Consider the following 24,078-nt stretch of genomic DNA (forward strand, 5'->3'; position numbering starts at 1 on the left):
ACTTGACGTTTTAATCTATGAAAGATAGTCAAGCAGAGATGAGATGTGTTTTTTGCGGTGGGGTAAGATATATACACCCGCTGTTGGGTTTTTGTGTAAAACGCCGATATTACTGTTGAAAACTATTTCAGATGAACATGACACAGCAAGGGCGGATGTATGGCGTTATTAAAAAAGATCTTTCCATTAGTGTTTTTAATCGTTGTTTTAACGGTTACTTATTGGGTTGGAAAAAAGAGTGCAGACCAACCCATTTCTATGGTGGATAAAACAAGAGTATCGTATAAAGATTCAAATGGAAAAATGAGAAAACCACCGGTAAAGGTTGTCGTTGATCTTGTAAAAAATCAAGATTTTTATGAACAACTTAACGTTCTAGGGAGTGGACAAGCACTTGCAGAAGTCGAGCTCACCCCTTTATCTCCAGGTGTTATTGATAAGCTTTTTGTGTCAGCTGGTACAAAAGTACAAGTAGGTGATGTGATTGCAAAGCTTGATTCTAAAAAAGAGGAAATAGCGGCTGCAAAAGCAAAAGTACAACGTGATAATAATGCGTTAACGCTTTCGCGCATTCTTAAATTACGTGCTAGCAATACAGCAACAGAAGTTCAAGAAATTACAGCACGCTTAGAGTTGGATAATGCAAATTTAGTTTTGCGTAATGCTGAATTAGATCTCGATCGGCGAACAATTCGTGCACCGATTCCTGGAGTTGTTGGTATTTTGCCTGTTGATGCGGGGAATAACGTGACCCTTAATACTGTAATAGGCCGTATTGAGAATAGAGAACGTATTTTGGTCGACATATGGGCTCCTGAACGATATGTGTCGCGCATCCATAAAGGAGATGAGGTAACGGCAACATTAACTGCGCAGCCAGACAAATCTTTTGTTGGTCATATTTATGCGATTGATAATATCGTTGATCCAGAAAGTCGCACACTTCATGCTCAGGTTGAAATTAATAATGAAAAAGATACGCTTATGTCTGGTATGTCTTTTTCTGTTGCCTTGCAATTTCATAGTGGTTCTTTCCCTGTCGTTAATCCTCTTGCGGTTCAATGGAACAGTAAAGGGTCATTCGTTTGGCGTGTGAGAGAAGGGAAAGTAGAGGCTATACCCGTATCAATTATTCAGCATAAAGCAGATCAAGTTTTCGTAAAAGCACCCCTAGAAAATGGTGATCAAGTTGTCATTCAAGGAGTACAAATGCTTTATCCAGGAAGTAAAGTAACGATTGATGATCCAAAGTCTCATCAACAGCAATTACCAGCAGTTTACGGAACGGATATACAATGAGCCAAGAATTGAGCACAAAACAGCCGATGTCACAGGTCGAGCAAGGTGGTCTCATTACCTTATTTATTCGCAGACCGGTTTTTACTTTTGTTTTAAATGCTATGATCATCATTGCAGGATTTGCAGCATGGTTAAATGTTGATGTAAGAGAATTACCTGATGTTGATACTCCCGTAACAACGATTGTGACGGTGTTTTCTGGTGCGTCGGCAGAAACAATTGATCGTGAAGTTACAAAAATTATAGAAGATGCTGTTTCTCGTGTTTCAGGTGTTAAGACGATTTCTTCAACGTCTTCTTTTGGGCGCTCCCGTGTGCAGATTAATTTTAATGTTGGTGTTGATTTGAATGTTGCAGCATCTGATATTCGTGATGCCCTGTCTCGCATTACGTATACTTTACCGAAAGATGCGGATTCGCCTTTGATTATTAAAGCAGATTCCAATGCTGCTGCCATGATGTATTTGGTTGTGACGTCACCAACAATGAGTGTTGATGATTTAACCACGATTGTAGACGATCAGATTGTTGATGCAATTTCCGCTGTTGATGGTGTTGGTGATGTACAGGTTGATAGCGCTCGCACAAAGATTTTTCAGATTGATATAGATCAAGCAAAACTTGCAAGTTATGGATTAACCGTAGCAGATGTTTCTCGTGTTCTTGCTGATATGACAACGGATGTGCCAGTAGGATCATTACGCAATTCTACGCAAAATTTAGTTGTGCGTGCTACTGCACGTTTAACAACACCAGAATCTTTTGAACAAGTTGTTTTAAAACCTCATGTACATCTTGGTGATGTTGCGCATGTCACTTTATCGCCGGATATAGAAAAGGTTATTCTCCGTATCAATGGAAAGACAGGTATTGGATTAGGAATTGTGCGTAAAGCACAATCCAACACTCTTAATATTTCTGAAGGAGTGAGAACCGTTGTTGATAATCTCAAAAGTATTGTTCCTTCTTCTGTACATATAGACGTTATTAATGACGATGCAGTTTTTATTAAAAGCGCTCTTCATGAGGTTGAAGTTGCGTTGGTTATTGCTATTTTGAGTGTTATCTTGGTCATTTTTCTTTTTCTCAGAGACATTCGTGTAACGCTGATACCTGCTGTATCTCTTCCTGTCGCTTTGATTGGTACCATTGCAGCTATTTATCTTGTAGGATTTTCATTAAATATTCTCACATTTTTAGGACTTGTTTTAGCAACAGGGCTTGTTGTGGATGATGCTATTGTTGTTCTTGAGAATATTGTTCGGTGGCGCAACATGGGTTTAGGGTCTAGGGCTGCGGCGGTGATAGGAACACGTGAAGTATTTTTTGCTGTTTTAGCAACAACATTGACTTTAGTGGCTGTGTTTGTTCCTATTTCCTTTCTTCCTGGGCAAGTTGGAGGTCTTTTTAGAGAATTTGGTTTTGTTTTGGCAATTTCTATTTTGCTTTCTTCAGTTGTTGCCTTAACGCTTTGTCCCATGTTGGCTTCGCGTTTTCTCAAAGAACATATTGAGGAGAAAGAGGAAGAGTCCCATCATTTTGCTTTTTTATATAAATTAGGTACTTTTTTTCATAAGGCATACACTTACAGTTTGCATAAGTGTTTAGAAAAGCCTTGGGCTGTTGTTTTTGCTTCACTTATTTTTGCGGGTCTTTGTGTTGGAGGCTATACGAAGCTACAACAGGAATTAACGCCAGCAGAAGACAGAGCTGTGATCTTTTTGGTTATTAATGGACCACAAGGTATTTCAACACAATATTTGAACGAGCAAGTAGAGCAAATTGAAGCAAGTCTACAGCCATTACGTGATGCAGGGGAGATTGCTAACAGTTACTCTATTGCGGGTGCTGGTGGTTCACCCAATACTGCTTTTTTGATTTTATTGCTTTCGTCTTGGGATAAACGTTTACGGAGTCAGCAAGAAATCGTGAAAGATATTAATGAAAAGGTTAAACAGTTTCCCGCAGTTTTTGTGTTTGCTGCGCAGGGAAATTCTCTGGGTGTGAGAGGAACTGGGCAAGGATTACAATTTGCAATTCTTGGCAATGATTATGCAACATTACAACCCATTGCTGATAAGCTGGTGAGTACTTTACAAGATGATCCGCGTTTTATTCGTCCACGTCTTACTGTTGATGCAACACAACCGCAATTTTTCATTGAAATCAATCGAAAAAAAGCCTCCGATTTAGGGATTGATATCACCAATTTGGGCGATACATTACAAGCAATGTTGGATGGTAAAAAGATTGGTTCCATTAACGTGGATGATCATTCTTACGATGTTAAATTGATGTCGCGTAAAAATTCTATGAAGAGTCCTAGTGATTTAGAAAACATTTTTTTAAAGACCAAAGACAATCGATATGTTCCTTTATCGGTTATTGCACGTTTACATGAAAAAGCTATCTCTCCCCAATTAAAACGGGAAAAACGCATGAGTGCTGTTATTTTAAGCGCAAATCTTGCTCCAGGTATTGCTTTAGGGGAAGCTTACCAAACGGTACAGAAAATTGCTTCTCCTTTGTTATCGAAAGGGACCTATATAGTTCCCTTAGGGGAAGCTGAAACGCTTAATGAAACATCCTCCAGTTTTATGATTGTTTTTGGCATTGCCTTTTTGATTATTTTATTGATTTTGGCAGCTCAGTTTGAAAGCTTTATTTCAGGATTTATTATCATGGCCACTGTCCCATTAGGGATTGGTTGTGCTGTAATTGCTATGCTATTGAGTGGTGTGAGTCTGAATATTTACAGCCAAATTGGATTAATTTTGTTAATTGGCGTTATGGCAAAAAATGGTATTCTTATTGTTGAATTTGCAGATCAATTACGTGATCAGGGAAGAAGCGTGCGTGAAGCTGTAGAAGAAGCAGCAAACATTCGCCTTCGTCCGGTTTGTATGACAATGATTTGTGCCATTTTAGGAGGTATTCCTTTGGTTTTAGCCAAAGGTGCTGGCGCAGAAGCGCGTATAGCTTTAGGTTGGGTTATCGTTGGTGGTTTAGGTTTAGCAACTATTTTTACGCTTTATGTTACACCGGTTGTTTATCTTTTTTTAGGGCGTTTTATAAGACCAAAAGCAGAAGAAGCTATATTATTAACAAAAGAACTCAATAAAGTTAAATGATGTATCGAGTGGAAAAGATTTAAAAGTTTATTCTTGTAAAAATATCATCTTCAAATCTTATTTTTTACTTTTATATTCCTTAGTTTTTATGTGAACAGTAAAGATAGGGAGCAATAAAGGAGATGCTTTCTGCTTTGTTATTGTTTGGGCATAGATTTCATTGTCAATAACTGTATAGGATAAGCTTATGGGAGATAGCTTTTCGATTCGAAATGAAAAGGCTTTTGAAGCCGCATTAAATGCTTTAAGGAGCCATGCCGCAAAGGATGGGGTCTATGATATTCGTCGACATTTTTTAGCAGATGAACAGCGTTTTTCCCATTTTTCTCTCAGACTTGATGATCTTCTTTTCGATTTTTCAAAATGTGGGGTAACATTTAAAACATTGCAACTTTTAGATGATTTAGCTGTTGCAGCAGATGTGTTAGGACGGCGTGATGCAATGTTTTCTGGTCAAGCGATTAATACAACTGAAAAACGCTCGGTTCTTCATATTGCATTACGTTTACCTGCTGACGAAATTTTCATGTTGGATGGCCATGATCTTATTCGCGATATTCAAGATGTTCTTGAAGACATGGAAAGATTTTCTGAAAAGGTACGTGATGGAAGCTATCAGGGAAGCAATGGAGAGAGAATAAGTGATATTGTAAACATTGGTATTGGTGGATCTGATCTTGGTCCTGCAATGGTTACATATGCTTTAAAACCTTATCATGATGGTCCACGTTGTCATTTTGTTTCTAACGCTGACAGTGCTCATATTTCTGATACTCTCTCTATTTTGAATCCAGCAACAACGCTGTTTGTCATTGCTTCTAAAACTTTTACAACGGCTGAAACAATGGTAAATGCTCAAGTTGCACGTCAGTGGATTTGTTCACATTTAGGAGAAGAAGCCATTTGCACGCATTTTGTTGCTGTTTCGAGTGCGCTTGATAAAGTGGCAGAATTTGGCATAGATTCGACAAGAGTTTTTAAATTTTGGAATTGGGTTGGAGGGCGTTATTCAATTTGGTCAGCCATTGGGCTTGTTGTGATGTTTGCAATAGGTGGTCGAAATTTTCGCCAATTTCTCAATGGTGCTTTGCAAATGGACCAACATTTTAAAACCATGCCTTTGCATAAAAATATTCCTATTCGTTTTGCTCTTTTAGGGTTTTGGCATCGTGTTATTTGTGGTTATTCATCACGCTCTATTATTCCCTATGCGCAGCGTTTAATACATTTTCCAGCTTATTTACAACAGCTTGATATGGAATCAAATGGTAAGCAAGTCTCGCTGGATGGAAAACCATTAAGTTTTTCAAGTGGTCCAATTGTTTGGGGTGATTCAGGCACAAATAGTCAACATGCTTTTTTTCAGCTTCTGCATCAAGGAACAGATGTTATTCCTGTAGAATTTATTTTATTTATAAAAGGGCATGAGAAAAATTTACATTCTATGTATGAGATGTTGCTAGCAAACTGTTTAGCACAGTCAAAAGCCTTGATGAAGGGGCGTAGTATTGAAGATGCTCAGCATATCTTGATAAAAAATGGAGTTGATGAACGTGAAGCAGGTTATTTAGCTCTTCATAGAAGTTTTAAAGGAAACCGTCCCAGCATTACGCTGGTTCAGGATTTATTAACACCTTTTGCACTCGGTCGTCTTATTGCGCTTTATGAACATCGTACTTTTGTTGAAGGGATTTTAATGAATATTAATTCATTTGATCAATGGGGTGTTGAACTTGGTAAAGAATTAGCAAATGAGTTACTACCAATTCTTCGTGGAGAAAGTAAAGCGGATAATCGTGATAGTTCAACATTAGGGTTGCTAGCACATATTCAAGTAAGACGTGCAAAATAAATATAATTTTACAGTAGTTTTTGTACTAACTAAGCAAAAGTAGAATGAGAAAGAAATATGAGATAATTCTTTAATTTTACTATGCGTTCTCTTATTATCTGGATTAGATTTATGTAACAGAAAATCAAAAAAGTGCAAAAATTGTAAAAATGAGAATTTATTCGCAAAAACGATAAAGACCTTTGAGAGGTCTTTGAAGACCCTTTGAGAACACCTTTAAAACTCTTTGAAAAAAAATGAATTGGTACAAAACCTAGTGGCAAAATATACAAAACCCGCTGGCAAGCTACAATCGCTTTATAAACTGTGGCGGAGAGAGAGGGATTTGAACCCCCGATAGAGTTGCCTCTATGCCGCATTTCGAGTGCGGTGCTTTCAACCACTCAGCCATCTCTCCATAATAAAGTGAAACAAAAATCGGTATTATTTGAGTGTATAAGAGGTAGATAACCTTCAATTGTTTTTGGTACAACCTTTTTTTCTTTTTTATGGGACTTTATTGACAGAGAATAGAAATTCCTTCATATATACAAAATATAAGCGTGGGGAAATCTGCGCATATTTGTGTTGAAGAAGGTTTTATCCTTCTTTGAGATCTATTACGACTGATAAAAAGCAGCCTATTTTCCCTTATTTCAAGGCAGAAATTAAATAAGAGCTGGAGTGAACGGAAGGATAAAAAATGTTCGCAGTCATTAAAACTGGTGGTAAGCAATACCGCATTGTTGCTAATCAAGTGGTAAAAGTTGAAAAAGTTAGTGGAAATGCGGGTGATGTAGTTGAATTCAATGACATATTAATGGTTGGGCAAGAAGGTAATGCGGTTATTGGTACCCCTGTCGTTGCTGATGCATTGGTGACAGCTGAGATTTTAGAACAGGCACGTGGGCGCAAGGTTATCGCATTTAAGAAGCGCCGTCGTCAAAATTCTAAACGCACGCGTGGCCATCGTCAAGAGTTTACGAGGCTTCGTGTTTTAGAAATTTTAATGGGTGGTTCAAAACCTAAAAAAGTTGCTGAGAAACCTATAAAAGAAGAAACTACACCAAAAGAAACAAAAGCTTCTGCTTCTGTTGAGAAGACGGCTAAAAAAACGGTTGAAAAAAAGACTGCGTCGCAGAAGAAAGTATCTGTAGCATCAAAGAGTAAGAAAGATTAAAGGAGAGCGTCTATGGCACATAAAAAAGCTGGTGGTTCCTCGCGTAATGGTCGTGATTCAGAATCGAAACGTCTAGGCGTTAAAAAATTTGGTGGTGAAACCGTTATTGCCGGAAATATTATTATTCGCCAGCGTGGTACACGTTGGCATCCTGGAAACAATGTCGGCATTGGAAAAGACCATACGCTTTTTGCATTATCAAATGGAAAGGTTTCTTTTCAACGCAAAGCGGGTAATCGTTCCTATGTTTCAGTCATTCCTATGGTGGAGGCAGCAGAGTAATCTGTAACACTCTCTAGCCATAAACAGGATTTCATTGAATTGTAGTTGTGGTTTTATAAGTATTAAAAGGGAAAGATGAATCTCATCTTTCCCTTTTTGCGTTGGTACTATAATAAATGTAGAAGATAAAAGGTAGAATTGGGGAAATTACTTTTCTCAATGAGGGAAAAAGTTTGTGCGTTGTTATGTTAGTATTTAGTTCTGAACATATTGATATTATGATAGAATTTGTTGATAAGTTTCTGTATAATAATAGTGAGGAGAGATTTTCTTTTTATGTATAAAGAAGTGTCGAGTAATTTCTTATAAGAGAAGCAGTTTGTTTTCAGAAAATTATGAGAAATTTAATGAGAGCATTCTTTATGTAATCATTTTGATAAAGATGGGTCTTTTTATCGGCATTGTGGTATTGATGAGTTGTCATACTGTTTTTAGGTGGTAGTGTGGATAGGTGGGGCTATTCATTTAAAAAGACATAAGGATAAAAAAATCCATAAGAAGGCAGTCAAAACTACTTTGAAAGTGACGTGTATTAAGGAATTTTCGGTAAATCGAGAGTGAAATTATATTTTTAAGGAGGACGGTGTTTAAAGATATAAAAATAACTAACGTGCAATCAGCGCCCTTCAAGAATATTTTTTCTGATTTCACTATTATTGTGTATTGTTGAAAATAAACAAGCATAAAAGCTAGGGTTAAGGCAATAACTGCTTTTCATTTTTTACTTTATTTATCTTATTTGTAGAGTTTTTCTTGATTTTAGTAGTTGGTGATGGTGCTTGAGGGTGTCGTACTTTGCAAATGTGCGACAGAGGGCATTGTGTATTTGCGATATTGATTGAAGTAAAGGTGTAGCTTAAAATATATAAATATTATATATCGAGAGTTTGATATCATAAGATGGGCAGTACGGAATTTTAAAGATGATAAATTGCATGGAGCAATTTGTAATTATGTAATGAATTTATAAAGAGGGATAATAGGTTAAATAAACTTTGAGGAATCAATTAAAATATTAGCTGAAGTTACGGATGATTGGGAAGGATGCTTTCTTGTAGGGAGAATAATGGAAAGTTATGTTGAATAACTTAGGATAATGAGAACGTTTTGAAAGCATAGTTTTTCAGGTGATTGGTGCTGTAAAAAACGGTTTTTTTGTCTTTGTAAAGTAAAAGAGTAAGAGGCAGACTTGCTTATGATGATTTTAAGCACTTGGCTAGATAATAATATCCAATTGTTTTATCGGTTACATTGAGGTATTTAAGCACCTCACTTAGCTATATTCCGTAAAATATAAATAAAGCTGTGGTGGTATTTATAGCTTGTATTTTGGGAAATGCAGCTTTGAAAAGGAATTTATCAGAGATATTGGTGTTCAAATGTGAGGCAATTTGAATTCATGATGAGATATGAGAAAGCAGAAGCAATGAATGTAGATTTTACTGATGGTGAAATCTTGTCTATAAGATCTGTAAAACTTGCAGCTGCTTTTGATCATAAAAATGATGCAATTTATGCTGCTGCTGAATTGCTTGTGCAGGTTGGTGCCGTTGATAAATGTTATCTGGCAAGTATGCTGGCACGTGAAGAAACAACCAATACTTGGCTTGGAAATGGTATAGCCATTCCTCATGGTATGGCTGAAAATCGTGATTTAATTATCAAGGATGCTGTTGCTGTTATACAGGTTCCTGCTGGTGTTGAGTGGCAGGATGGCAAGAAAGCATATTTGGTTATTGCCATTGCAGCGTGTCCAGATCGCTATAGAGAAATTTGTAAAAAATTGACGTCTCTTTTATTTGATAAAAAACAGCTTGAAGTACTTGCAACAACTATGGACAAACAGCAAATTGTTACAACTTTGTTTGACAAAAATATGAAGATAGAAAAAACTTTTATTGGTGACCTTTCGGTGTGTCAGGAATGGATTTTAGATTATCCAAGTGGTCTTCATGCACGACCAGCTTCTCTTTGGGTTGATTTTGCGAAAAAGGCTCAAAGCTCTATCAGAGTTCGCCATGGTCAATATACCGTTGAAATGAAAAATTTAGTTGGTTTATTGCAATTAGGAGCAAAAAACGGTGATGTTCTGATTTTTTCTACAGATGCTGCAGAAGGAGCACAACTTCTCAATGATGCCATTGCTATTGCAAAAAAAGTGAGTATTAGCGAAAAATGTCTGATGAGAGCAATGGAATCTCAAACAAAGGCTTTTCATGGTTGGTATCCACGCTCTATGCAAAAAGGCATTTCTGGTGTTGGAGCGAGTTCAGGATTAGCATTTGGTAAGATTTTTGTTTTAAAGCAAAATGATATTTCCATAATAGATCAGCCAATTGATTTTGCAGCTGGTGCAGCATGTCTTGAAAATGCTCTTACAAAAACAAAACATAAAATGGCATCTGTGATTTCTGATATTACAGTGCGTATGGGAGCAGATTCTGCTGCGATTTTTTCTGCGCAAATGGTTTTGCTTGAAGATGAAAATTTAATAGCTCAAGCTTGTCGTTTTATAGCGGAAGGTCATGGTGTCGCTTGGTCTTGGGATAGAGCGGTTCATCAATTTTCAGATATGTTTTTTAAGGTGGATAATCCTTTGTTAGCAGCACGTGCTGTTAATTTAGTTGATGTTGGTCGACGTGTTTTAGGTGAAATCAATCCATCCTATAGATCGTTCTTTTTAAATGATATTCCACATGGTGTAATTCTGGTTACAAATGACCTTTCTCCTTCTGATGTAGCACAACTTGATTGTACAAGGGTAAAAGGATTAGCAACAGCATGGGGAGGTCCGTTATCTCATACAGCTATTTTGGCGCGTACTCTTGGTATTCCAATGGTTGTTGCTGCAGGTGATGATATTTTAGCAATTCAGTCTGATATTCAGGCTATTATTGATGGCGATAACGGGTTTATTTACCTTGATCCTACGCTTGAAGACGTTGAAGATGCTCAAAGGCATATTGATACTGTTGCGCAAAAACGTGTCAGTGAAATAAGTGCGTGTAGATTACCAGCGCAAACGACAGATGGTCAAAGAATTCGTATCATGGCTAATGTCAACTACGCAAATCAGGTTCCTGTTGCGCTTGATTTGGGGGCTGAAGGTGTTGGACTTATGCGCACGGAATTTTTGTTTTTAGAGAATCCATATATTCCGGATGAAGAGCTACAATTTAATATATATCGGGCGATGATTACAGCTGTAGGAGATAAGCCATTAATTATTCGTGCACTTGATATTGGTGGAGATAAACAGGTTACGCATTTACATTTATCTAAAGAGGACAATCCTTTTTTAGGTGTTCGAGGAACGCGGCTTTTGTTACGTCGACGTGATCTTTTGGTGCCTCAATTACGTGCTTTATATCGAGCAGCAAAAGAGGGTGGAGATCTATGGATTGTGTTTCCGATGGTCATGTCTGTTTCAGAGATTGTTGCTCTAAAAAAGATTGCAGAGGAAATCCGCAACGATATTGATGCACCAAAATTAAAACTTGGTATTATGATCGAAGTTCCAGCAGCGGCCATTATGGCAGATGTATTGAGCGCCCATGTTGATTTTTTTTCAATTGGAACCAATGACCTAACACAGTATACAATGGCTGTTGATCGGCAAAATCCGTACCTTGTGTCTGAAGCTGATAGCCTTGATCCAGCAGTTTTGCGTATGATTTATCAGACTATTCAGGGAGCTGCACAAAATAAGTGTTGGGTTAGTGTATGTGGTGGTATGGCTGGAGATCCTTTTGGTGCAATGATTTTGACTGGATTGGGAATTAATGAGCTTTCTATGATATCTTGCGATATTTCTCCAGTAAAGGCGTATTTACAGACTCATAGTTTTGAAGATATGAAAATTTTAGCACAAAAAGCATTACAATGTGAAACTGCACGAGCTGTACGTGCTCTAAGCAAGGATATAAGGTGATAAAGAACATTAAGGGGAAAGAACGAGCTCATTTTGCAGACTAATCAGATCTTTAGTGCTGTAAAACATTATCCTTTAGGACGATTATAGGCAGCATATTAATTTGTAATGGTAATTTATCGTTTTACATAATGAGAACCCTGAATATTGTAGGGTTTTCTCGTTTTAAATTTCTCTATATTAAATTAATAAAAATTATTCTTTTATACATTACAAAGAGGAATAATGTATGGATAAAAACACTCTAAGAAAGAATAAATTCCTTTTATGCATTCTCTCAAATAGCAATAGATATTGTAACATTAGGCGATAAATAGCGTGATGGTACTTGGCTTTTCCTTTTTATTTAAGGAAAGATGATGCTATCCAATAGATTTTATACCATTCATAGACACCGTATGAGGTAGATGTGACAAGCTTTAAGAGATGTTTTTTAACAAACGTGTGGATGAGAAAGAAAATAGTATTTTTAGAGTATTCTGTTTTGTGATGAGACCATATCACGCTTAAAGAATGCGATAATCAAAAGTATGAAGTAATACGTAATCTCTTTTAAATAATTGAGATTACTTTAGATATTTTGAAAACTGTAAAGCTGAATTTAAAAGTATATGGTAAAAATGAAAACAGGTTTGCATTTTTATGATTTTGTATTTGATCAAAACGAGACTATTTTTTCATTTCAGAAAATAAGATATATTCATACATATTAAATTAAAAATGCAAAGTTTTTTGTCTGAATTTTATTTTCTTTAGTATCAGCTAAATATAGAAGTGTGAAATTGAGTAGAGGATTTAGAGTAGGGCTTATTATGGATCCTATGAAAGAGAAAACTGACACCGTCACACTATTTTACAGCTCTCAATGTTGCAAAAATTCGTGCTATTTAAGAAAATGCATAAGAGCCACTTATCCTCTCTTAAAATGTTCTCCCCCCACATACCATCCCTTCCTATTAAGCAAGTGATTTTAATTAATTCAATATGAAAGGGGTTATGGTGAGAAAAAATTACGATATTCGAGGTTTTTATGATGTGTAAACGATGGTTCATCATTATAAATCAATATGTTATATATTGTCTGAAACATAAAAGTGATTAGCTGGTAGATCTCATTTCAAGAGAGAGTTGTTTGTAATCAAAGTTATAGTGATTAAGGATTTTCATCCTTGGAGGCAAGAAGGAGGTCGAGAATGATTTTATTGAAATGAAATTTATTATCTGAATAAACAATTTTAATATTAGGGATATAAGAAGTTCATATCGTTATTATTCTATTTATTATTAGGGTAATCAATGCTGTGAAGCGAGAAATATTTAATTATTTGGTTGCGTAAAACCATGGACTGTATGCCAATTTTAAGAGAAGTATTTTTTTGTGAAGCAGAAAGTGCGTAAATGAGCATGAAAGTTTATAACTGGTGACAATCTTTTTATTCCCATTATTGTATTCTACAAACCTATCCACGAAAAAAGTTTTTTCTTAAAAAGAAGAGATGTGCTTGTTATTCAACAGATAAAAGCTCTTATTTTAATAAATGAATTTGTTTTTTGGGTTTTGAATGTATAGTTTAGACTTGCACGTTATTTCTTTCTGGGTATAGTGCAAACTTCTGGAGAGGTGGCCGAGTGGTTGAAGGCGCACGCCTGGAACGCGTGTATATGGGAAACCATATCGAGGGTTCGAATCCCTCTCTCTCCGCCATTAATTTAAAACGAACTTTCATATGCTTGATATGACATAGTTTAAAAAGCTCAGCATTTGCAGGATTTTTTATTGTTTGAAATTGACTAGTTCGCGCCGATCTATGCCTGTCATTATGTACACTTAGAAATTACTATTGAATTTTCATCAATTTTATAATTTCTAAGCTCCTCTTCTCTCGATCTTTAGATAACCTGATCTAGCATAAACGATCTCTTCAAATATCATTAAAGGATTTTTGCCATTATCACTAACTTCTGGTAGAGCTTTTAGAATTAATGGTGATCATAGTGCTATTTGCAATTTTGTTGATTAACGGGCTAAATGCGTTTTATCCACATGAGAGATAACGAATACCTCAGCTTTTTTCACGCAATGTGCTCATTTAAAATTAATGTCATGAATATTTGTACAAAATTTTTATCTATACGATAATCAAAAAAAGGCTGACGTAATATAATAATTGAACATCATTCATGCGGCACTTTCTTTTATCTCTAAGCTTTGTATGTAAATAGATAGTCCGTGCAAAATAAATAAAGGGGCGCAAAAGCCTATAAATACACACAGGACGTATAATATAGAAAATGAAAAAAATTTTCCTGCATATAAAAGCACAATAGAGAATAAAGCTGTTATAATGCGCACACTGGCATCGCCTGCTAAAATAACCTCGGCTAAATTTTCACTAGGTGTGATAGCTTGTCCAATTGTTATTCCCGATACCCTAAAATAAAATTGCCCAATACCTAATAAAAACCCCATAATATAAAGGGAATATTGAGTAAAATTTAAATATAAAACAAAAGAGATTGCGATCACGGCAAAAGCCGGTGCCCCCCATACAAAAAAACGAATTAAAGATGGAAATTTCCGTAAATAATAAGATGAGATAAGACCATTGATCACAAAACCCAGTGCTGACAAAGCAAAAATAGAATTTTGAATAGCTGTAAATTTTATGTTATCTGATGTTATAGAAGCAAGAGCAAGTGGCAATAAAACAATAGGCCCCGTATAGAGAGAATTATTCAAAATACGATTAATCGTTAAAAACCGCAACGCAGAAATCCGCCAAAGGCATCTAAAACCAACTCCATAAGCCTTTTGAGATGGCTTTTTTAATAGCTCTTTTACTCTGTTTAGGTGTTGTATAGACTTTATACGAAACCATAAGCTGGCATTCAAAAGATAGATAAATACAATAAAGGCTATGGCTATTTTGTGCCCCAAATGCGCAATTATAAAATATATAAGCAACGGGGATATAATAACAAAAAACTGACAGCAACTAGTATAAAATGCAAAAATTCCAGCTTTTTGTTTGGGAGCTGGAACCAGCAGATTCAAGGCACTATTGTTATTTGGATTATCAGCCCCCATCAAGAGAGAAAGTAAAAAAAATACAAATAAAATAAGCACCGGATTGTTCATAAATAATAAGAAAGACAATAAACAAGCGCAAATAATTTGACTATAAAACCCAATTATAAAGCCTTGATAGTGCGCCAACACATTTCCCAAACATAAACCAGCAATTCCAATTGCGATTAAATTAACGACATTTAAAGTAGCAGACGCTTTTCCCGTTGTATCTTGGAATTGTAACAAAGAAAGGCCAATAGATAATACACCACTAGCACAAAAACTCGTCAAACAACCAATCACAATCATAAGAAAAACAGAATTACGCAATAGCCTCTTCCCTCTTAAATAGAGACTCAAGCCATTTTACGATTTTCTCCATTATCGAATATGGTTCGGGACTAAATTCCAGTTTTTCGTAAAATTTTAGTCTAAATGCGTTATAGACACTTATTTTTCGCAAGTCATCTGTCAGCATGAATTCTATACTTGGTAACGTTGTACGCATAGATTGAGACAAATAATAGGAAATTACTTTCCAATACATATAGGTACGCTCTCTTGCCAAATAATTTTCCAAGGCATATTTCAAGTGACAACCACTTAAAATATATTTCGGACAATGGTGCAACGGATAATAAATACAAATAGCACCGGCTTCATGTACGGTACAAGAAGAAATATTAATATTTTATCATTTCATAATATTATAAAAATGTTCAGTGAGCAGATCTTCCAAATTTAGTCTAGTCACAACAAGATTGGTTGCTAATTTTTGAGCAACATGAGACAAAACCAATCTTACTGTTAAAGTTCCAATAACCTTTAAGTCAGATTCTGAATAAGCTTTTTTAAAATTCTCCACCTCTATGTTTCTGTGACATATAATAACGAGCTCATCTCGTCTGAATGAACAAGATGTAATTCTAAACCAATATTATCACAAAGTTTTGAGCTCTTGAATTCTCCGTATCCTAATCTGGTATTCTTAAATCATTATAGGAACTGAGAATTTTTAAGTATTCCAACTTTTATTAAACTTTGTAACAATCTATAGGAATCTTCCCTTCACTGAATTCAACAATTATTTTCTCACCACTACAAGAACAAAAAATTATCTTTGAATTTGCTTACTTTTAGAAAGAAAAATGAGCAATACTCTTCCTTAACTAAAAGAAACACGCTCTATACCTTTTTCTTTATGATTATCAAAAAACTATTCCGTTACAATTAACCATCAATCATTAGGATAAATATTCTGCGTTTAGCCTAATAAACTGTTATAATCAATGTTTCTCTCTGTTCTAAAAATCAGCGCTTTTCATTCTAGAGATACTCGTAATTGCTGTAAAATCTTTCCAAAAAAAGCCCCCTTAAACATTGCTATTAACACGATCATCCTGAGAAGTTTTATACATACACACTACATTATACGGAATGCTATGTATTTTAAAACTTACTCAACTAACCAATATTTTCTAATGGGCAAAATAAATCACGAAATTTGTGTGCTGTCACAATTAGAAAAACAATCATATATCTCCCTCTATAATTCAAGAGAATTTCATCGACCTTGTGAATATGTCAATCGCGTATTTTTTTGGAAAATCCCTTTGTATCTTTATAGAGCCTTGTTTTGGCAGCATAATTTTTAATATATCATAAATATTTTTATTTAATTTAATTTTAGAAAACTTAGTCATTATCGTGTTTCATTAAATGATATGAGTAAGGTAGGGATTCAATAGTGTTGTTTTGCAGAAAATATTGCGTCCATTCTCTATTTTGGGGTTCGCCATATTTTCCTAAAAAAGGAGATTTTGTGATAATATCAAAAGGTTCAAGCTTTTTTCCTATAACGAGAATGCATTTTGTTCTGTAGAGAGAAGATCAGAAAAAACACTTAAGCTGGAAAGTTAACATAAATATAGAACTTACTTAATTCTGTTTATATAAGACGGGGTATTGCAAACTATGAATATAGGTTCGCTATGAAAGCAGAACTCCCATAGACGATTGTACATATTTTTTGTATATACTTAGGTCATTCTCGGTTGTCAAAATCTCGCAAATTTTTAAGCATAGATCAGAATTTTTCTCTATAAACTTCGATACTTTGTATGGGGCTGGCTCCTCGAATGCAATAAAAGATGTGTTCTTTCCAAAACTTTTATAATTATCGCAATAAGTTATCAGGTCTTCCATCATATTTTTTGAGGTTAGCTTGTTGTAGAACCCAAATCTAAGCATATTTTTTGAGTATCCATTTACACCAAATAGGCAGAAAAGGCCTAATTGTGTTATTCATGGTTGCATTGAATTCTTTAAAAATGACTTGCTTCCATTTTTAATATTTGTCTATATTTTCAATTATTTGCGCTTCTGAATCCATGTTTTCCTCCCCATTGCTGTATTTTATAAGAAATTGCTACGAATGATCCTCTCCAAAGCTGATAATTCATCATCACTGTGTCCCCAAATTGCTATAATAGCTGGGCAGGTATTTAAATCGATGGTTAGGGGGAGGGGCTCGTTTTCTTTAAAAAAGAGCATAAAATGAACCACATTTTCCCAGGAATAAAGCTTTTGCCGCCATACGTTAACATCTTTTATAATATGACCGTCGATCTCGTTGATAAGGAAGATAATACGCCCTTTTTTCTTAAAGCGACTTGGTGTTTGCGAAAACACGCCTGCAATAAGGTTAACGGAGCTTTCAAGTAAACCATCTTCATAGCAATGCGCGAACAAGGTGGGTGCAATTCCTCCGTGGAGGCGGGCTCCTACTTCGATCATCACTGGACCACGAGCTGTTTGCATGATTTCCATATGCGCAGGTCCATATTCAATCCCCAGCGCGCGAATGCATTGTTTTGCATAAGAGATAAGAGGGGCATAAGAGGGATCTTGAGAATCAAGCACATCAAGTGTTTCATAAACAAAAGTACTTCCATTATGAATACCTTTTTTATATCGTGATAAAGCGCATATCTTTATAGCATCTCCCTTTACAACGGCATCGACGATGTATTCTTCTCCCTCCAATCTTTCTTGGAGCAAATAGGCCTCGTTAGGTGCGCCAAAAATATTTTTTTTCTTCCAGTCTATTTCAGAGGTCCACATTACTACTTCCTCAAGATTAGAGAAAAATAAAACACCATCGCTTCCCGCAGAATCGTTAGGCTTTACTACATAGCCACAGAGGCTTTCAAAACCATCGAAAGTACAATCGTTTTTTGTAAGAATCTTTGATCGGATGTAAGATAAACCATTTTCACAAAGGCGTTTTTGCATCGCTGCTTTTTTCCGTCGCCAATCGGTAGTCAAGGGGTTATTCCCAAGACAACCATAATAAGCCGCCAATTGCTCTGCACAATAGATACCTCTTTCGGCACCCGCTATTACAGCCTCTATCGTGCCGATAGGAAAGCGTTTCTTTATCTCATCTACACTATGAAGCTTCGTTTCTGCCATGCCCTTTCCCTGATAAGAAAGCATAAAGTGTGAAAAAGAAGCTGCTTGAGAGACAACACCATAACAAGCATAGCCTAATTTTTGCAAAGCAGGGCCATAGAGGGCACCCGTGGAGAAAGGGTCGACAATAAGAATAGGTTTTCTCATACTTTGTTCCGCTGTGATAAAAGGAAAAGAACATAAATAAAGATTATCAATCCTATAAGGGGCAGAAGATAAACAGCTGCTTGAGGACCCATAAGGGCAGAGCTTGTAAGAAGACCAAGGATAACATAACCTGCCGATTGGGAGAGAGTATAAAGCATGCCGCTATAGCTTCCCACCAGCTCTGCTTGAGCTTCTGTTTTGGTGGCTTCAATCGTATGTTTGCGGGCATTAATTCGCATGGTATTCATTGAAAAACCAATAAAAAAGCAAAAGGCCACAGCTAAATAGGGCGATTGTGTGGTGCTAAAAATAAGATCAGCTACGCTCAACATAAGGGCTGGGAGAATAAATTCAAAACGAGGGATTTTGATAAAAGCAGCCAAAAAAGCGCCCATGCCCGCAACCGCACTGCAAAGCCCATAGTATTCAGAGCCAAAATTTTTCACACTCTGAAAAAGAATGGTTGCTAGCGTATTATAAGCGCAAATATGAAAGCCAATAAGTCCTATGCAGACGCATAAAAGTTTAAGCTCACGGGAGAGTCCATCCGCTTGCGGTGTAGGTGCTGGCTTCTTACCTGTTGCAAGTGCTGTGGTATCTGTAGCGTTGTATTCATCGCAAAATATAATATATCCGGCTATAAGGCTTATAATGATGTCAAACACACAAAGTGTCACAATCAAACCATTATAACCGATTTCAGCCGCTGCCCCTCGAGGGCTGGTCGCTTCTAAGAGATAACCACTTAGTGCTGCTCCCAAAAAAGCGCCAATTTGCACCACTGTTTGCATAATTCGGGAAGCCTTTTGGGCGCTAATATAACCACTAAGTGCTAGTTTAGTATTATAAGTCTCGAGTGTGCTTAAGGTAATCAAAGAGAGATAGCCGATAGAGATAGAGACAGCGATAAAACCAAAGGGGGAATCAGCGTAATGGAAAAGAGCAATCAATAAAAGAAGGCTATAGATAATGATCCGCCTTTTGTATAAATCGATCAACCGCAGTGAGGCTTTAATGTGCACAAGTCCGCTTTTTTTCAAAAGATAGGGCATAAGGGTGCCTAAAGCCATGGTTACGCCTAGGAAAACCGATGAGGATGTTATGCGATAAGCATTCCAAAGATTACTTAAAAATAAAACCATATCAGAAAGATACAGCAGGACAACAAGCCCATAAAACCGAAACATCAGTTGTTTGTGCACATTATCCCCCCCATTTCAGAATCTCTTCAAAACACACAGTATTATAAATCAGCATACATGTTCAAAAACTATAAACGTGTACATGTATTGCTGTGCATGTCAAGTTTTTTCGGTAGGAAAAATTGAACGCTGATGTTTATGGTAGAGATAGCTTATTTTCAGGAGAATGAGTAGGATGGAGGCTGGTATTTTTACTGTGTTTCTTGGCAGGGGGCTTGCCAATAAGGGACTATGTCCTAGAGATATATTTTGCACTTTCAAGTTGATTTTGTTTATACTCAAGGTTGAGGTTTTTCTATTGACCGTTGTTAGATGTTGTTGTGACAATAAACTTCGTTATCTATCAGAAACATTTATGGCATTAGCGCTAAGGTATTGTATTAAAACCTTTACATAGTAGTCTTTTTATAGAGAGAAGGTATTATTGGTTCAGTTTTAGGAGGCTTTATTACGGCTGATTTTGGCGTCGTCGTTGTTTGAGGGCTTATTATAATATTCTTAGTTTCAGTTTATGAATATAGCGAAACATTTGATTCAAAAGCTTTTGCTAGGCATATTTCAATATCTCAGCGATGTTTTCCAAGAATTGCTCTGCTGCTTTTTGACGGAATCGGATATCAAATTCTTATAGCGAGGGCAGTGGTTTGAGAAAAGATAGAGTTGATTTCATTAGATTCCTATGTAGCGGAATCTACTACCAGCTCTTAGGGACAATAAATACTGAGATCGAACTCATTTCTCTACACTTACACGACGCTATAGGAGTAATCCTCGGAAACTCTACTAGAATTCGTTAAAAAATGGCAGGTTATGGAGTGTGATCAAAAAATATATTTTTTACAAATACTTAATCTCATTTTAAGTTGTCTAAAATATAACCTTATCTTAAAACTAAGTCGATATACCGCCATTTATCATAAAGTTAATAAGTTATACAAAATGCGGGAGTATTGTGTTTTTCTGTTTAGAGACGAGTAAAAAAACACCTTATTAAACATTAAGAGATTTCAGACATAAAACAATTTAACTTATGGAAAGTATATAGACAAAATGTATTTTGATAAAAAAGTTTATAATTCCATGTGGTCTTCAAAGAAATTTCTCGCCATTACTCAACAGAAAAACATATAATACAAACTTTTCAACCCAGTTATTGGTATAGAAATAATCCAGAAATTAGAGATTACTTAGATAATGGAAAAGCAATTGATCCGTTGCTCTTAGCACTCTTATCAGCGACAGATAGACGCAAACATACGCTTGAAATTATTGAACCTTCCTTAACGTCATCGTAAAATTTATTAATTAGCGATCGATATGTTTATTCTAGTCTTGCTTATTTTTATGCTCGAGAGCTTTCTGTTGAAAGTGCCTTTAAATTAAATCAATCTATTCTAAGACCTCATATTACATTTTATCTTCATTTACCGCCCATTACTATACTGGAACGGTTGCAGAAAAGGGATGGTTTAAACTTAAAATACGAAGAAAAACTCTCTTTTATTGAAAAAATTTATTTGGAAAGCTAACTGTAATGGGCTTGTTTTAAAAGATTTAGAGAAGAGGAATAGAAAAGTTATCAATATTTATCGTGAGAATAATAGTGTGTTTATTCTTTTAGAGCCAAAGTGTGATGATAGAAGAACGACATGGAGGAGTATACTCGAGCATATTTTAATGCACGGAATAATAAGGGCAATGATGTGAGTGCAGCTTCCATACCGTAAAATTGTTTCACATATGTATAAAGGTGTAGCTTCTGAATAAAACGCACATAAAATATTAAATTTGTTTTTGTCCATAAATGTTCTGTTTTCATAGAAGAATTAATCATACAACAGCACAAAGATTGTAAAAGCCTCAAAAAAGAAATTTTGCTTTCTTAAATTTAATGATCTAAAATGAAAATTGTAAGAATGCCTGTTTTTAAACAGGATGTATCATGCATATCGACTGGGATTCATTTTAGAGGATAATTTATGTTCACTTCAAATTTGAAGGAACGCATTGCTTTATTTGAAAATAGAACTTTTCTCTATTTTACTTTGAGTGGCTTATTTGCTACATTTGGAAGTGGACTAAATTATATTACATTGTCGTGGCTCGCTTACAATCAGACGGGCTCAATCCGTGGTGTAGCGTTGATGATGCTTTTTCTTTGGACGCCTGGCATTATTTTTGCGCCTATTTTTGGCATATTGGCAGATAAATATAACCGTAAAACGCAGATTATTATTTCAAATCTTGTGAGAGGTTTGGTAATCGTAAGCTGGGTAATGCTTTGGCATTTTGGTATAAAAATTGAATTGATGGTCTTATCTGCTCTTTTGGGTATTTTTATCCCTTTTTATATGCCATCAGCTATTTCTCTAATTCAAAGTATTGTGCTGAAGGAACAGCTCATCAATGCAAATGCAACCATCGATATGGTTTATGAACTTGGCACTATCGTAGGTATGGGCTTAAGTGGATTTATACTATCCTATGCAGGAACAAAAGGAACTCTTCTAATAGGTGGTATATTCTTTATCATTGCTGGTTTATTTAATTTTGTAATGAAGGTACCTAAAAACCGAAGATCTAAAAAACAAAACCAGCAAAATTGGTGGGAAAATTATACAGCATCCCTTCATTATTTTAAACAGAATCCGGCTCTTTTTGTACCTTATATAAGCCAGATGATTATTATGACTCTTTTGATGACCATTCCTGTTATTCTCGTTCCTTATATACAAGAGGTTTTACATGCTGATAACAGGACCTTTGCAATATTTGAGGTGCTTTATTCTATGGGCGTATTGACAGGTGCGTTTTTTTCACCACTTCTTTGTAAAGTTTTATCGATAAGGAAAACATTAGCCATTTTATTAGCTTTTATGGCTATTGGCCTCGCTATTTTATCTGTTAATACACACAATTTTGTTGTTTTTCCTGTTTACTTTATGATTGGATTTGGACTTTCGAGTTGGGCTCTTTCGATTTCTTTATCACAACTCTCTTGTGATCCTGAATACCAAGGAAGATTGCAGGCAAGTTTTAATGGTATCTCTGGATGCTTGATCCTCGGATTCTATCTCATTATGGCAAGCGATAACAGTAGCATATCACCTCAATCGATATATTTTTTTCAAAGCATTGTTGCGTTTGTTGGAATTCTCATTGTACTGTTTTATAAACATGAAAAACAATAAATTGGCTTTAAGTGTGGTAAAATACGCTATTTTATAAATATTTACGCTGCAGCACATTTCACATTTTGTTTTTAAAGGGGTGGTGAGCAAATGGAAAGTTGGTGCTTAATAAATAAAGCATAAATTGATGTATGCTAGAGAATACCCTTCACTTTTTGATAATGATCCAAAAGAATTGATGCGTTTCTTTAATTCACCTCACTGCTGTTAAGAAGACGAAAACGTAACACTTTAAATCTTCTTGAAAGTTTTTTGTCTAAGCGTAGCAGAAAGTAAAGCGATGAGGTAATATCTTATCATACGAGGAGAGTATTGCATTATTTTTGTTTTTCAAAATCCATATGAAAAATTGTATCAATTTCATCTTCATTGGAATGGGTGTTTCTACGACGATGCAAGGTTTGCACAATCTCTTTTTTTAAAACAGCATCTGTTTCACTTAAACGGTGAATACTGAGTTCCAATTCAAGAGATAATGCTAAATCCACGCACAGTTTAAGCTCTTCTCCAATGTCGAAACCGCGTTGATAGTCGTCATAAAGACCAACCAGTGTATCAGATAATTCTTTATCGCATAAAGAGGTCATGCTTAATTCCTCAACGTTGCGGGTTTCCATGCAGCTTTTTTAAGTATCACTCCACTATCATCACTTAAAATTGCCATGTATACGAACCTCATGGTTTTGTCAATTTTCTGCAAAATACGCGCTTTTAAATCAAAGCCTATTAAAGATTTTATTACTCCAAGATTTTGAAGCGCCCAATTGTAAATATGGATGGCAATGTGTTTACTATAGAATTTATAGCATTTAAAATACATTGCCAAAAGGCTTTTAATATGCGTAGAGGAAGAGTATTCTGACGATAAACCAAAAAACCTGAAATCTCTATTGCCAGTTACAGCTAAATCAGTGCCATTAATATATAAAATAAGCAAACAGGGTTTGTAAACGTCTAACTTTTTAATAACGAGTGATAATCTCATTTTTTGTAGAATACCAATTATTTTGCCTATTTTATATTGATTTTTAGACATTGATAAACTTTTTACCTTATAAAACCTATGGGAAATGCATTAGCATATTTTTGTAATAAAATTTCAGTGGTATATTGCACAGCATGAAATGAAGAGAATCGTATTAGGCTTTTTGCTTTTGAAAGAATATGACTGCAACTTTTGAGAAAGCAGTTGGCAAGAATTGGCTTGGCATGCAAACTGATAGAGTTGGCATTGGCGCATTTAGTTTTTTCATTGGCCTGTGTCCAAATGTTTTTGACTCTGGAAAATAGCCTCTGATAGGCTTGAGTTTTTCCAAGGTTATATTACAGGGGCGCAGCTC

The 24,078-nt window shown here is 35.6% G+C and carries 17 protein-coding genes and 2 tRNA genes; 10 read left to right on the forward strand and 9 right to left on the reverse strand.

Translation table 11 applies throughout. The features are described from left to right. Nucleotides 1-159: 159 nt before the first annotated feature. The 3 genes from ACFIMU_RS03335 to pgi all read left to right on the forward strand — a co-directional run bounded on the left by ACFIMU_RS03335 (nucleotide 160) and on the right by pgi (nucleotide 6,282). Nucleotides 160-1,299 (forward strand): efflux RND transporter periplasmic adaptor subunit, encoded by a 1,140-nt coding sequence (locus ACFIMU_RS03335; protein ID WP_375606200.1) that lies wholly within the window; start codon nucleotides 160-162, stop codon nucleotides 1,297-1,299. Next, on the forward strand, nucleotides 1,296-4,430 hold the full coding sequence (locus tag ACFIMU_RS03340; RefSeq protein WP_375696814.1) for an efflux RND transporter permease subunit: 3,135 nt from the start codon (nucleotides 1,296-1,298) through the stop codon (nucleotides 4,428-4,430). The genes ACFIMU_RS03335 and ACFIMU_RS03340 overlap by 4 nt, the downstream gene beginning before the upstream one ends. 187 nt (nucleotides 4,431-4,617) lie before the next feature. Then, on the forward strand, nucleotides 4,618-6,282 hold the full coding sequence (pgi, locus tag ACFIMU_RS03345; RefSeq protein WP_375606202.1) for a glucose-6-phosphate isomerase: 1,665 nt from the start codon (nucleotides 4,618-4,620) through the stop codon (nucleotides 6,280-6,282). Nucleotides 6,283-6,589: 307 nt separating this feature from the next. Here pgi and ACFIMU_RS03350 read toward each other — a convergent pair. Continuing rightward, nucleotides 6,590-6,679 (reverse strand) — tRNA-Ser (locus ACFIMU_RS03350). Nucleotides 6,680-6,964: 285 nt separating this feature from the next. On the opposite strand from ACFIMU_RS03350, the gene rplU reads away from it, so the two are divergent. From rplU to ACFIMU_RS03370, 4 genes are all read left to right on the forward strand, one after another. Next, nucleotides 6,965-7,441: a 50S ribosomal protein L21 gene (gene rplU / locus ACFIMU_RS03355; protein ID WP_375606203.1), complete on the forward strand. Its 477-nt coding sequence runs from the start codon at nucleotides 6,965-6,967 to the stop codon at nucleotides 7,439-7,441. A gap of 12 nt (nucleotides 7,442-7,453) precedes the next feature. Next, nucleotides 7,454-7,723 (forward strand): 50S ribosomal protein L27, encoded by a 270-nt coding sequence (rpmA, locus tag ACFIMU_RS03360; protein ID WP_273723965.1) that lies wholly within the window; start codon nucleotides 7,454-7,456, stop codon nucleotides 7,721-7,723. 1,399 nt (nucleotides 7,724-9,122) lie between these two features. Beyond that, nucleotides 9,123-11,654 (forward strand): phosphoenolpyruvate--protein phosphotransferase, encoded by a 2,532-nt coding sequence (gene ptsP, locus ACFIMU_RS03365; RefSeq protein WP_375606204.1) that lies wholly within the window; start codon nucleotides 9,123-9,125, stop codon nucleotides 11,652-11,654. 1,615 nt (nucleotides 11,655-13,269) lie between these two features. Further along, nucleotides 13,270-13,359 (forward strand) — tRNA-Ser (locus ACFIMU_RS03370). 474 nt (nucleotides 13,360-13,833) lie between these two features. On the opposite strand, the gene ACFIMU_RS03375 is transcribed toward ACFIMU_RS03370, so the two are convergent. From ACFIMU_RS03375 to ACFIMU_RS03400, 6 genes are all read right to left on the reverse strand, one after another. Continuing rightward, nucleotides 13,834-15,054: an MFS transporter gene (locus ACFIMU_RS03375; RefSeq protein WP_375608754.1), complete on the reverse strand. Its 1,221-nt coding sequence runs from the start codon at nucleotides 15,052-15,054 to the stop codon at nucleotides 13,834-13,836. Between the two features lie 1,365 nt (nucleotides 15,055-16,419). Continuing rightward, nucleotides 16,420-16,590 carry a YqcI/YcgG family protein gene (locus tag ACFIMU_RS03380; protein ID WP_375606230.1) on the reverse strand — a complete coding sequence of 57 codons (171 nt, stop codon included), beginning with the start codon at nucleotides 16,588-16,590 and terminating at the stop codon, nucleotides 16,420-16,422. Nucleotides 16,591-16,658: 68 nt separating this feature from the next. Beyond that, complete coding sequence (locus ACFIMU_RS03385; RefSeq protein WP_375606207.1) at nucleotides 16,659-16,748, reverse strand: YqcI/YcgG family protein; 90 nt, start codon at nucleotides 16,746-16,748, stop codon at nucleotides 16,659-16,661. Further along, a complete protein-coding gene (locus ACFIMU_RS03390) occupies nucleotides 16,714-16,974 on the reverse strand; it encodes a hypothetical protein (protein ID WP_375606208.1) in 261 nt (86 codons plus the stop codon). Before ACFIMU_RS03390 ends, ACFIMU_RS03385 begins: the two co-directional genes overlap by 35 nt. Nucleotides 16,975-17,139: 165 nt before the next feature. Beyond that, on the reverse strand, nucleotides 17,140-18,345 hold the full coding sequence (locus ACFIMU_RS03395; RefSeq protein ID WP_375696815.1) for an ATP-grasp domain-containing protein: 1,206 nt from the start codon (nucleotides 18,343-18,345) through the stop codon (nucleotides 17,140-17,142). Next, the gene (locus tag ACFIMU_RS03400) at nucleotides 18,342-19,532 is read right to left on the reverse strand and encodes a hypothetical protein (RefSeq protein ID WP_375606231.1); all 1,191 of its coding nucleotides are present in this window, start codon (nucleotides 19,530-19,532) and stop codon (nucleotides 18,342-18,344) included. The genes ACFIMU_RS03395 and ACFIMU_RS03400 overlap by 4 nt, the downstream gene beginning before the upstream one ends. Nucleotides 19,533-20,629: 1,097 nt before the next feature. Between ACFIMU_RS03400 and ACFIMU_RS03405 the strand changes: the two genes are divergently transcribed. The 3 genes from ACFIMU_RS03405 to ACFIMU_RS03415 all read left to right on the forward strand — a co-directional run bounded on the left by ACFIMU_RS03405 (nucleotide 20,630) and on the right by ACFIMU_RS03415 (nucleotide 22,738). Next, on the forward strand, nucleotides 20,630-20,842 hold the full coding sequence (locus ACFIMU_RS03405; protein ID WP_375606210.1) for a hypothetical protein: 213 nt from the start codon (nucleotides 20,630-20,632) through the stop codon (nucleotides 20,840-20,842). Nucleotides 20,843-20,851: 9 nt separating this feature from the next. Next, nucleotides 20,852-21,076, forward strand: a complete 225-nt coding sequence (locus tag ACFIMU_RS03410; RefSeq protein ID WP_375696823.1) for a hypothetical protein — start codon at nucleotides 20,852-20,854, stop codon at nucleotides 21,074-21,076. A gap of 450 nt (nucleotides 21,077-21,526) precedes the next feature. Further along, entirely contained in the window at nucleotides 21,527-22,738 is a 1,212-nt protein-coding gene (locus ACFIMU_RS03415) for an MFS transporter (RefSeq protein ID WP_375606211.1), read from the forward strand. Nucleotides 22,739-23,055: 317 nt separating this feature from the next. Here ACFIMU_RS03415 and ACFIMU_RS03420 read toward each other — a convergent pair whose 3' ends face one another. Both ACFIMU_RS03420 and ACFIMU_RS03425 read right to left on the reverse strand, forming a co-directional pair. Beyond that, the gene (locus tag ACFIMU_RS03420; RefSeq protein ID WP_012754562.1) at nucleotides 23,056-23,325 is read right to left on the reverse strand and encodes a hypothetical protein; all 270 of its coding nucleotides are present in this window, start codon (nucleotides 23,323-23,325) and stop codon (nucleotides 23,056-23,058) included. Between the two features lie 2 nt (nucleotides 23,326-23,327). After that, the gene (locus tag ACFIMU_RS03425; RefSeq protein ID WP_375606212.1) at nucleotides 23,328-23,774 is read right to left on the reverse strand and encodes a hypothetical protein; all 447 of its coding nucleotides are present in this window, start codon (nucleotides 23,772-23,774) and stop codon (nucleotides 23,328-23,330) included. Between the last annotated feature and the right edge of the window lie 304 nt (nucleotides 23,775-24,078).

Source organism: Bartonella sp. AC70YNML (genome assembly GCF_042196545.1).
In the GTDB taxonomy this organism is placed as follows: domain Bacteria; phylum Pseudomonadota; class Alphaproteobacteria; order Rhizobiales; family Rhizobiaceae; genus Bartonella.

Bases quoted from the DNA above. Each gene is read 5' to 3' on its own strand.
- ACFIMU_RS03335 (WP_375606200.1), top strand. From the start codon at position 160: ATGGCGTTATTAAAAAAGATCTTTCCATTAGTGTTTTTAATCGTTGTT.
- ACFIMU_RS03340 (WP_375696814.1), top strand. From the start codon at position 1,296: ATGAGCCAAGAATTGAGCACAAAACAGCCGATGTCACAGGTCGAGCAA.
- pgi (WP_375606202.1), top strand. From the start codon at position 4,618: ATGGGAGATAGCTTTTCGATTCGAAATGAAAAGGCTTTTGAAGCCGCA.
- rplU (WP_375606203.1), top strand. From the start codon at position 6,965: ATGTTCGCAGTCATTAAAACTGGTGGTAAGCAATACCGCATTGTTGCT.
- rpmA (WP_273723965.1), top strand. From the start codon at position 7,454: ATGGCACATAAAAAAGCTGGTGGTTCCTCGCGTAATGGTCGTGATTCA.
- ptsP (WP_375606204.1), top strand. From the start codon at position 9,123: ATGATGAGATATGAGAAAGCAGAAGCAATGAATGTAGATTTTACTGAT.
- ACFIMU_RS03385 (WP_375606207.1), bottom strand. From the start codon at position 16,748: ATGTACAATCGTCTATGGGAGTTCTGCTTTCATAGCGAACCTATATTC.
- ACFIMU_RS03390 (WP_375606208.1), bottom strand. From the start codon at position 16,974: ATGCTTAGATTTGGGTTCTACAACAAGCTAACCTCAAAAAATATGATG.
- ACFIMU_RS03395 (WP_375696815.1), bottom strand. From the start codon at position 18,345: ATGAGAAAACCTATTCTTATTGTCGACCCTTTCTCCACGGGTGCCCTC.
- ACFIMU_RS03400 (WP_375606231.1), bottom strand. From the start codon at position 19,532: ATGTTTCGGTTTTATGGGCTTGTTGTCCTGCTGTATCTTTCTGATATG.
- ACFIMU_RS03415 (WP_375606211.1), top strand. From the start codon at position 21,527: ATGTTCACTTCAAATTTGAAGGAACGCATTGCTTTATTTGAAAATAGA.
- ACFIMU_RS03420 (WP_012754562.1), bottom strand. From the start codon at position 23,325: ATGACCTCTTTATGCGATAAAGAATTATCTGATACACTGGTTGGTCTT.
- ACFIMU_RS03425 (WP_375606212.1), bottom strand. From the start codon at position 23,774: ATGTCTAAAAATCAATATAAAATAGGCAAAATAATTGGTATTCTACAA.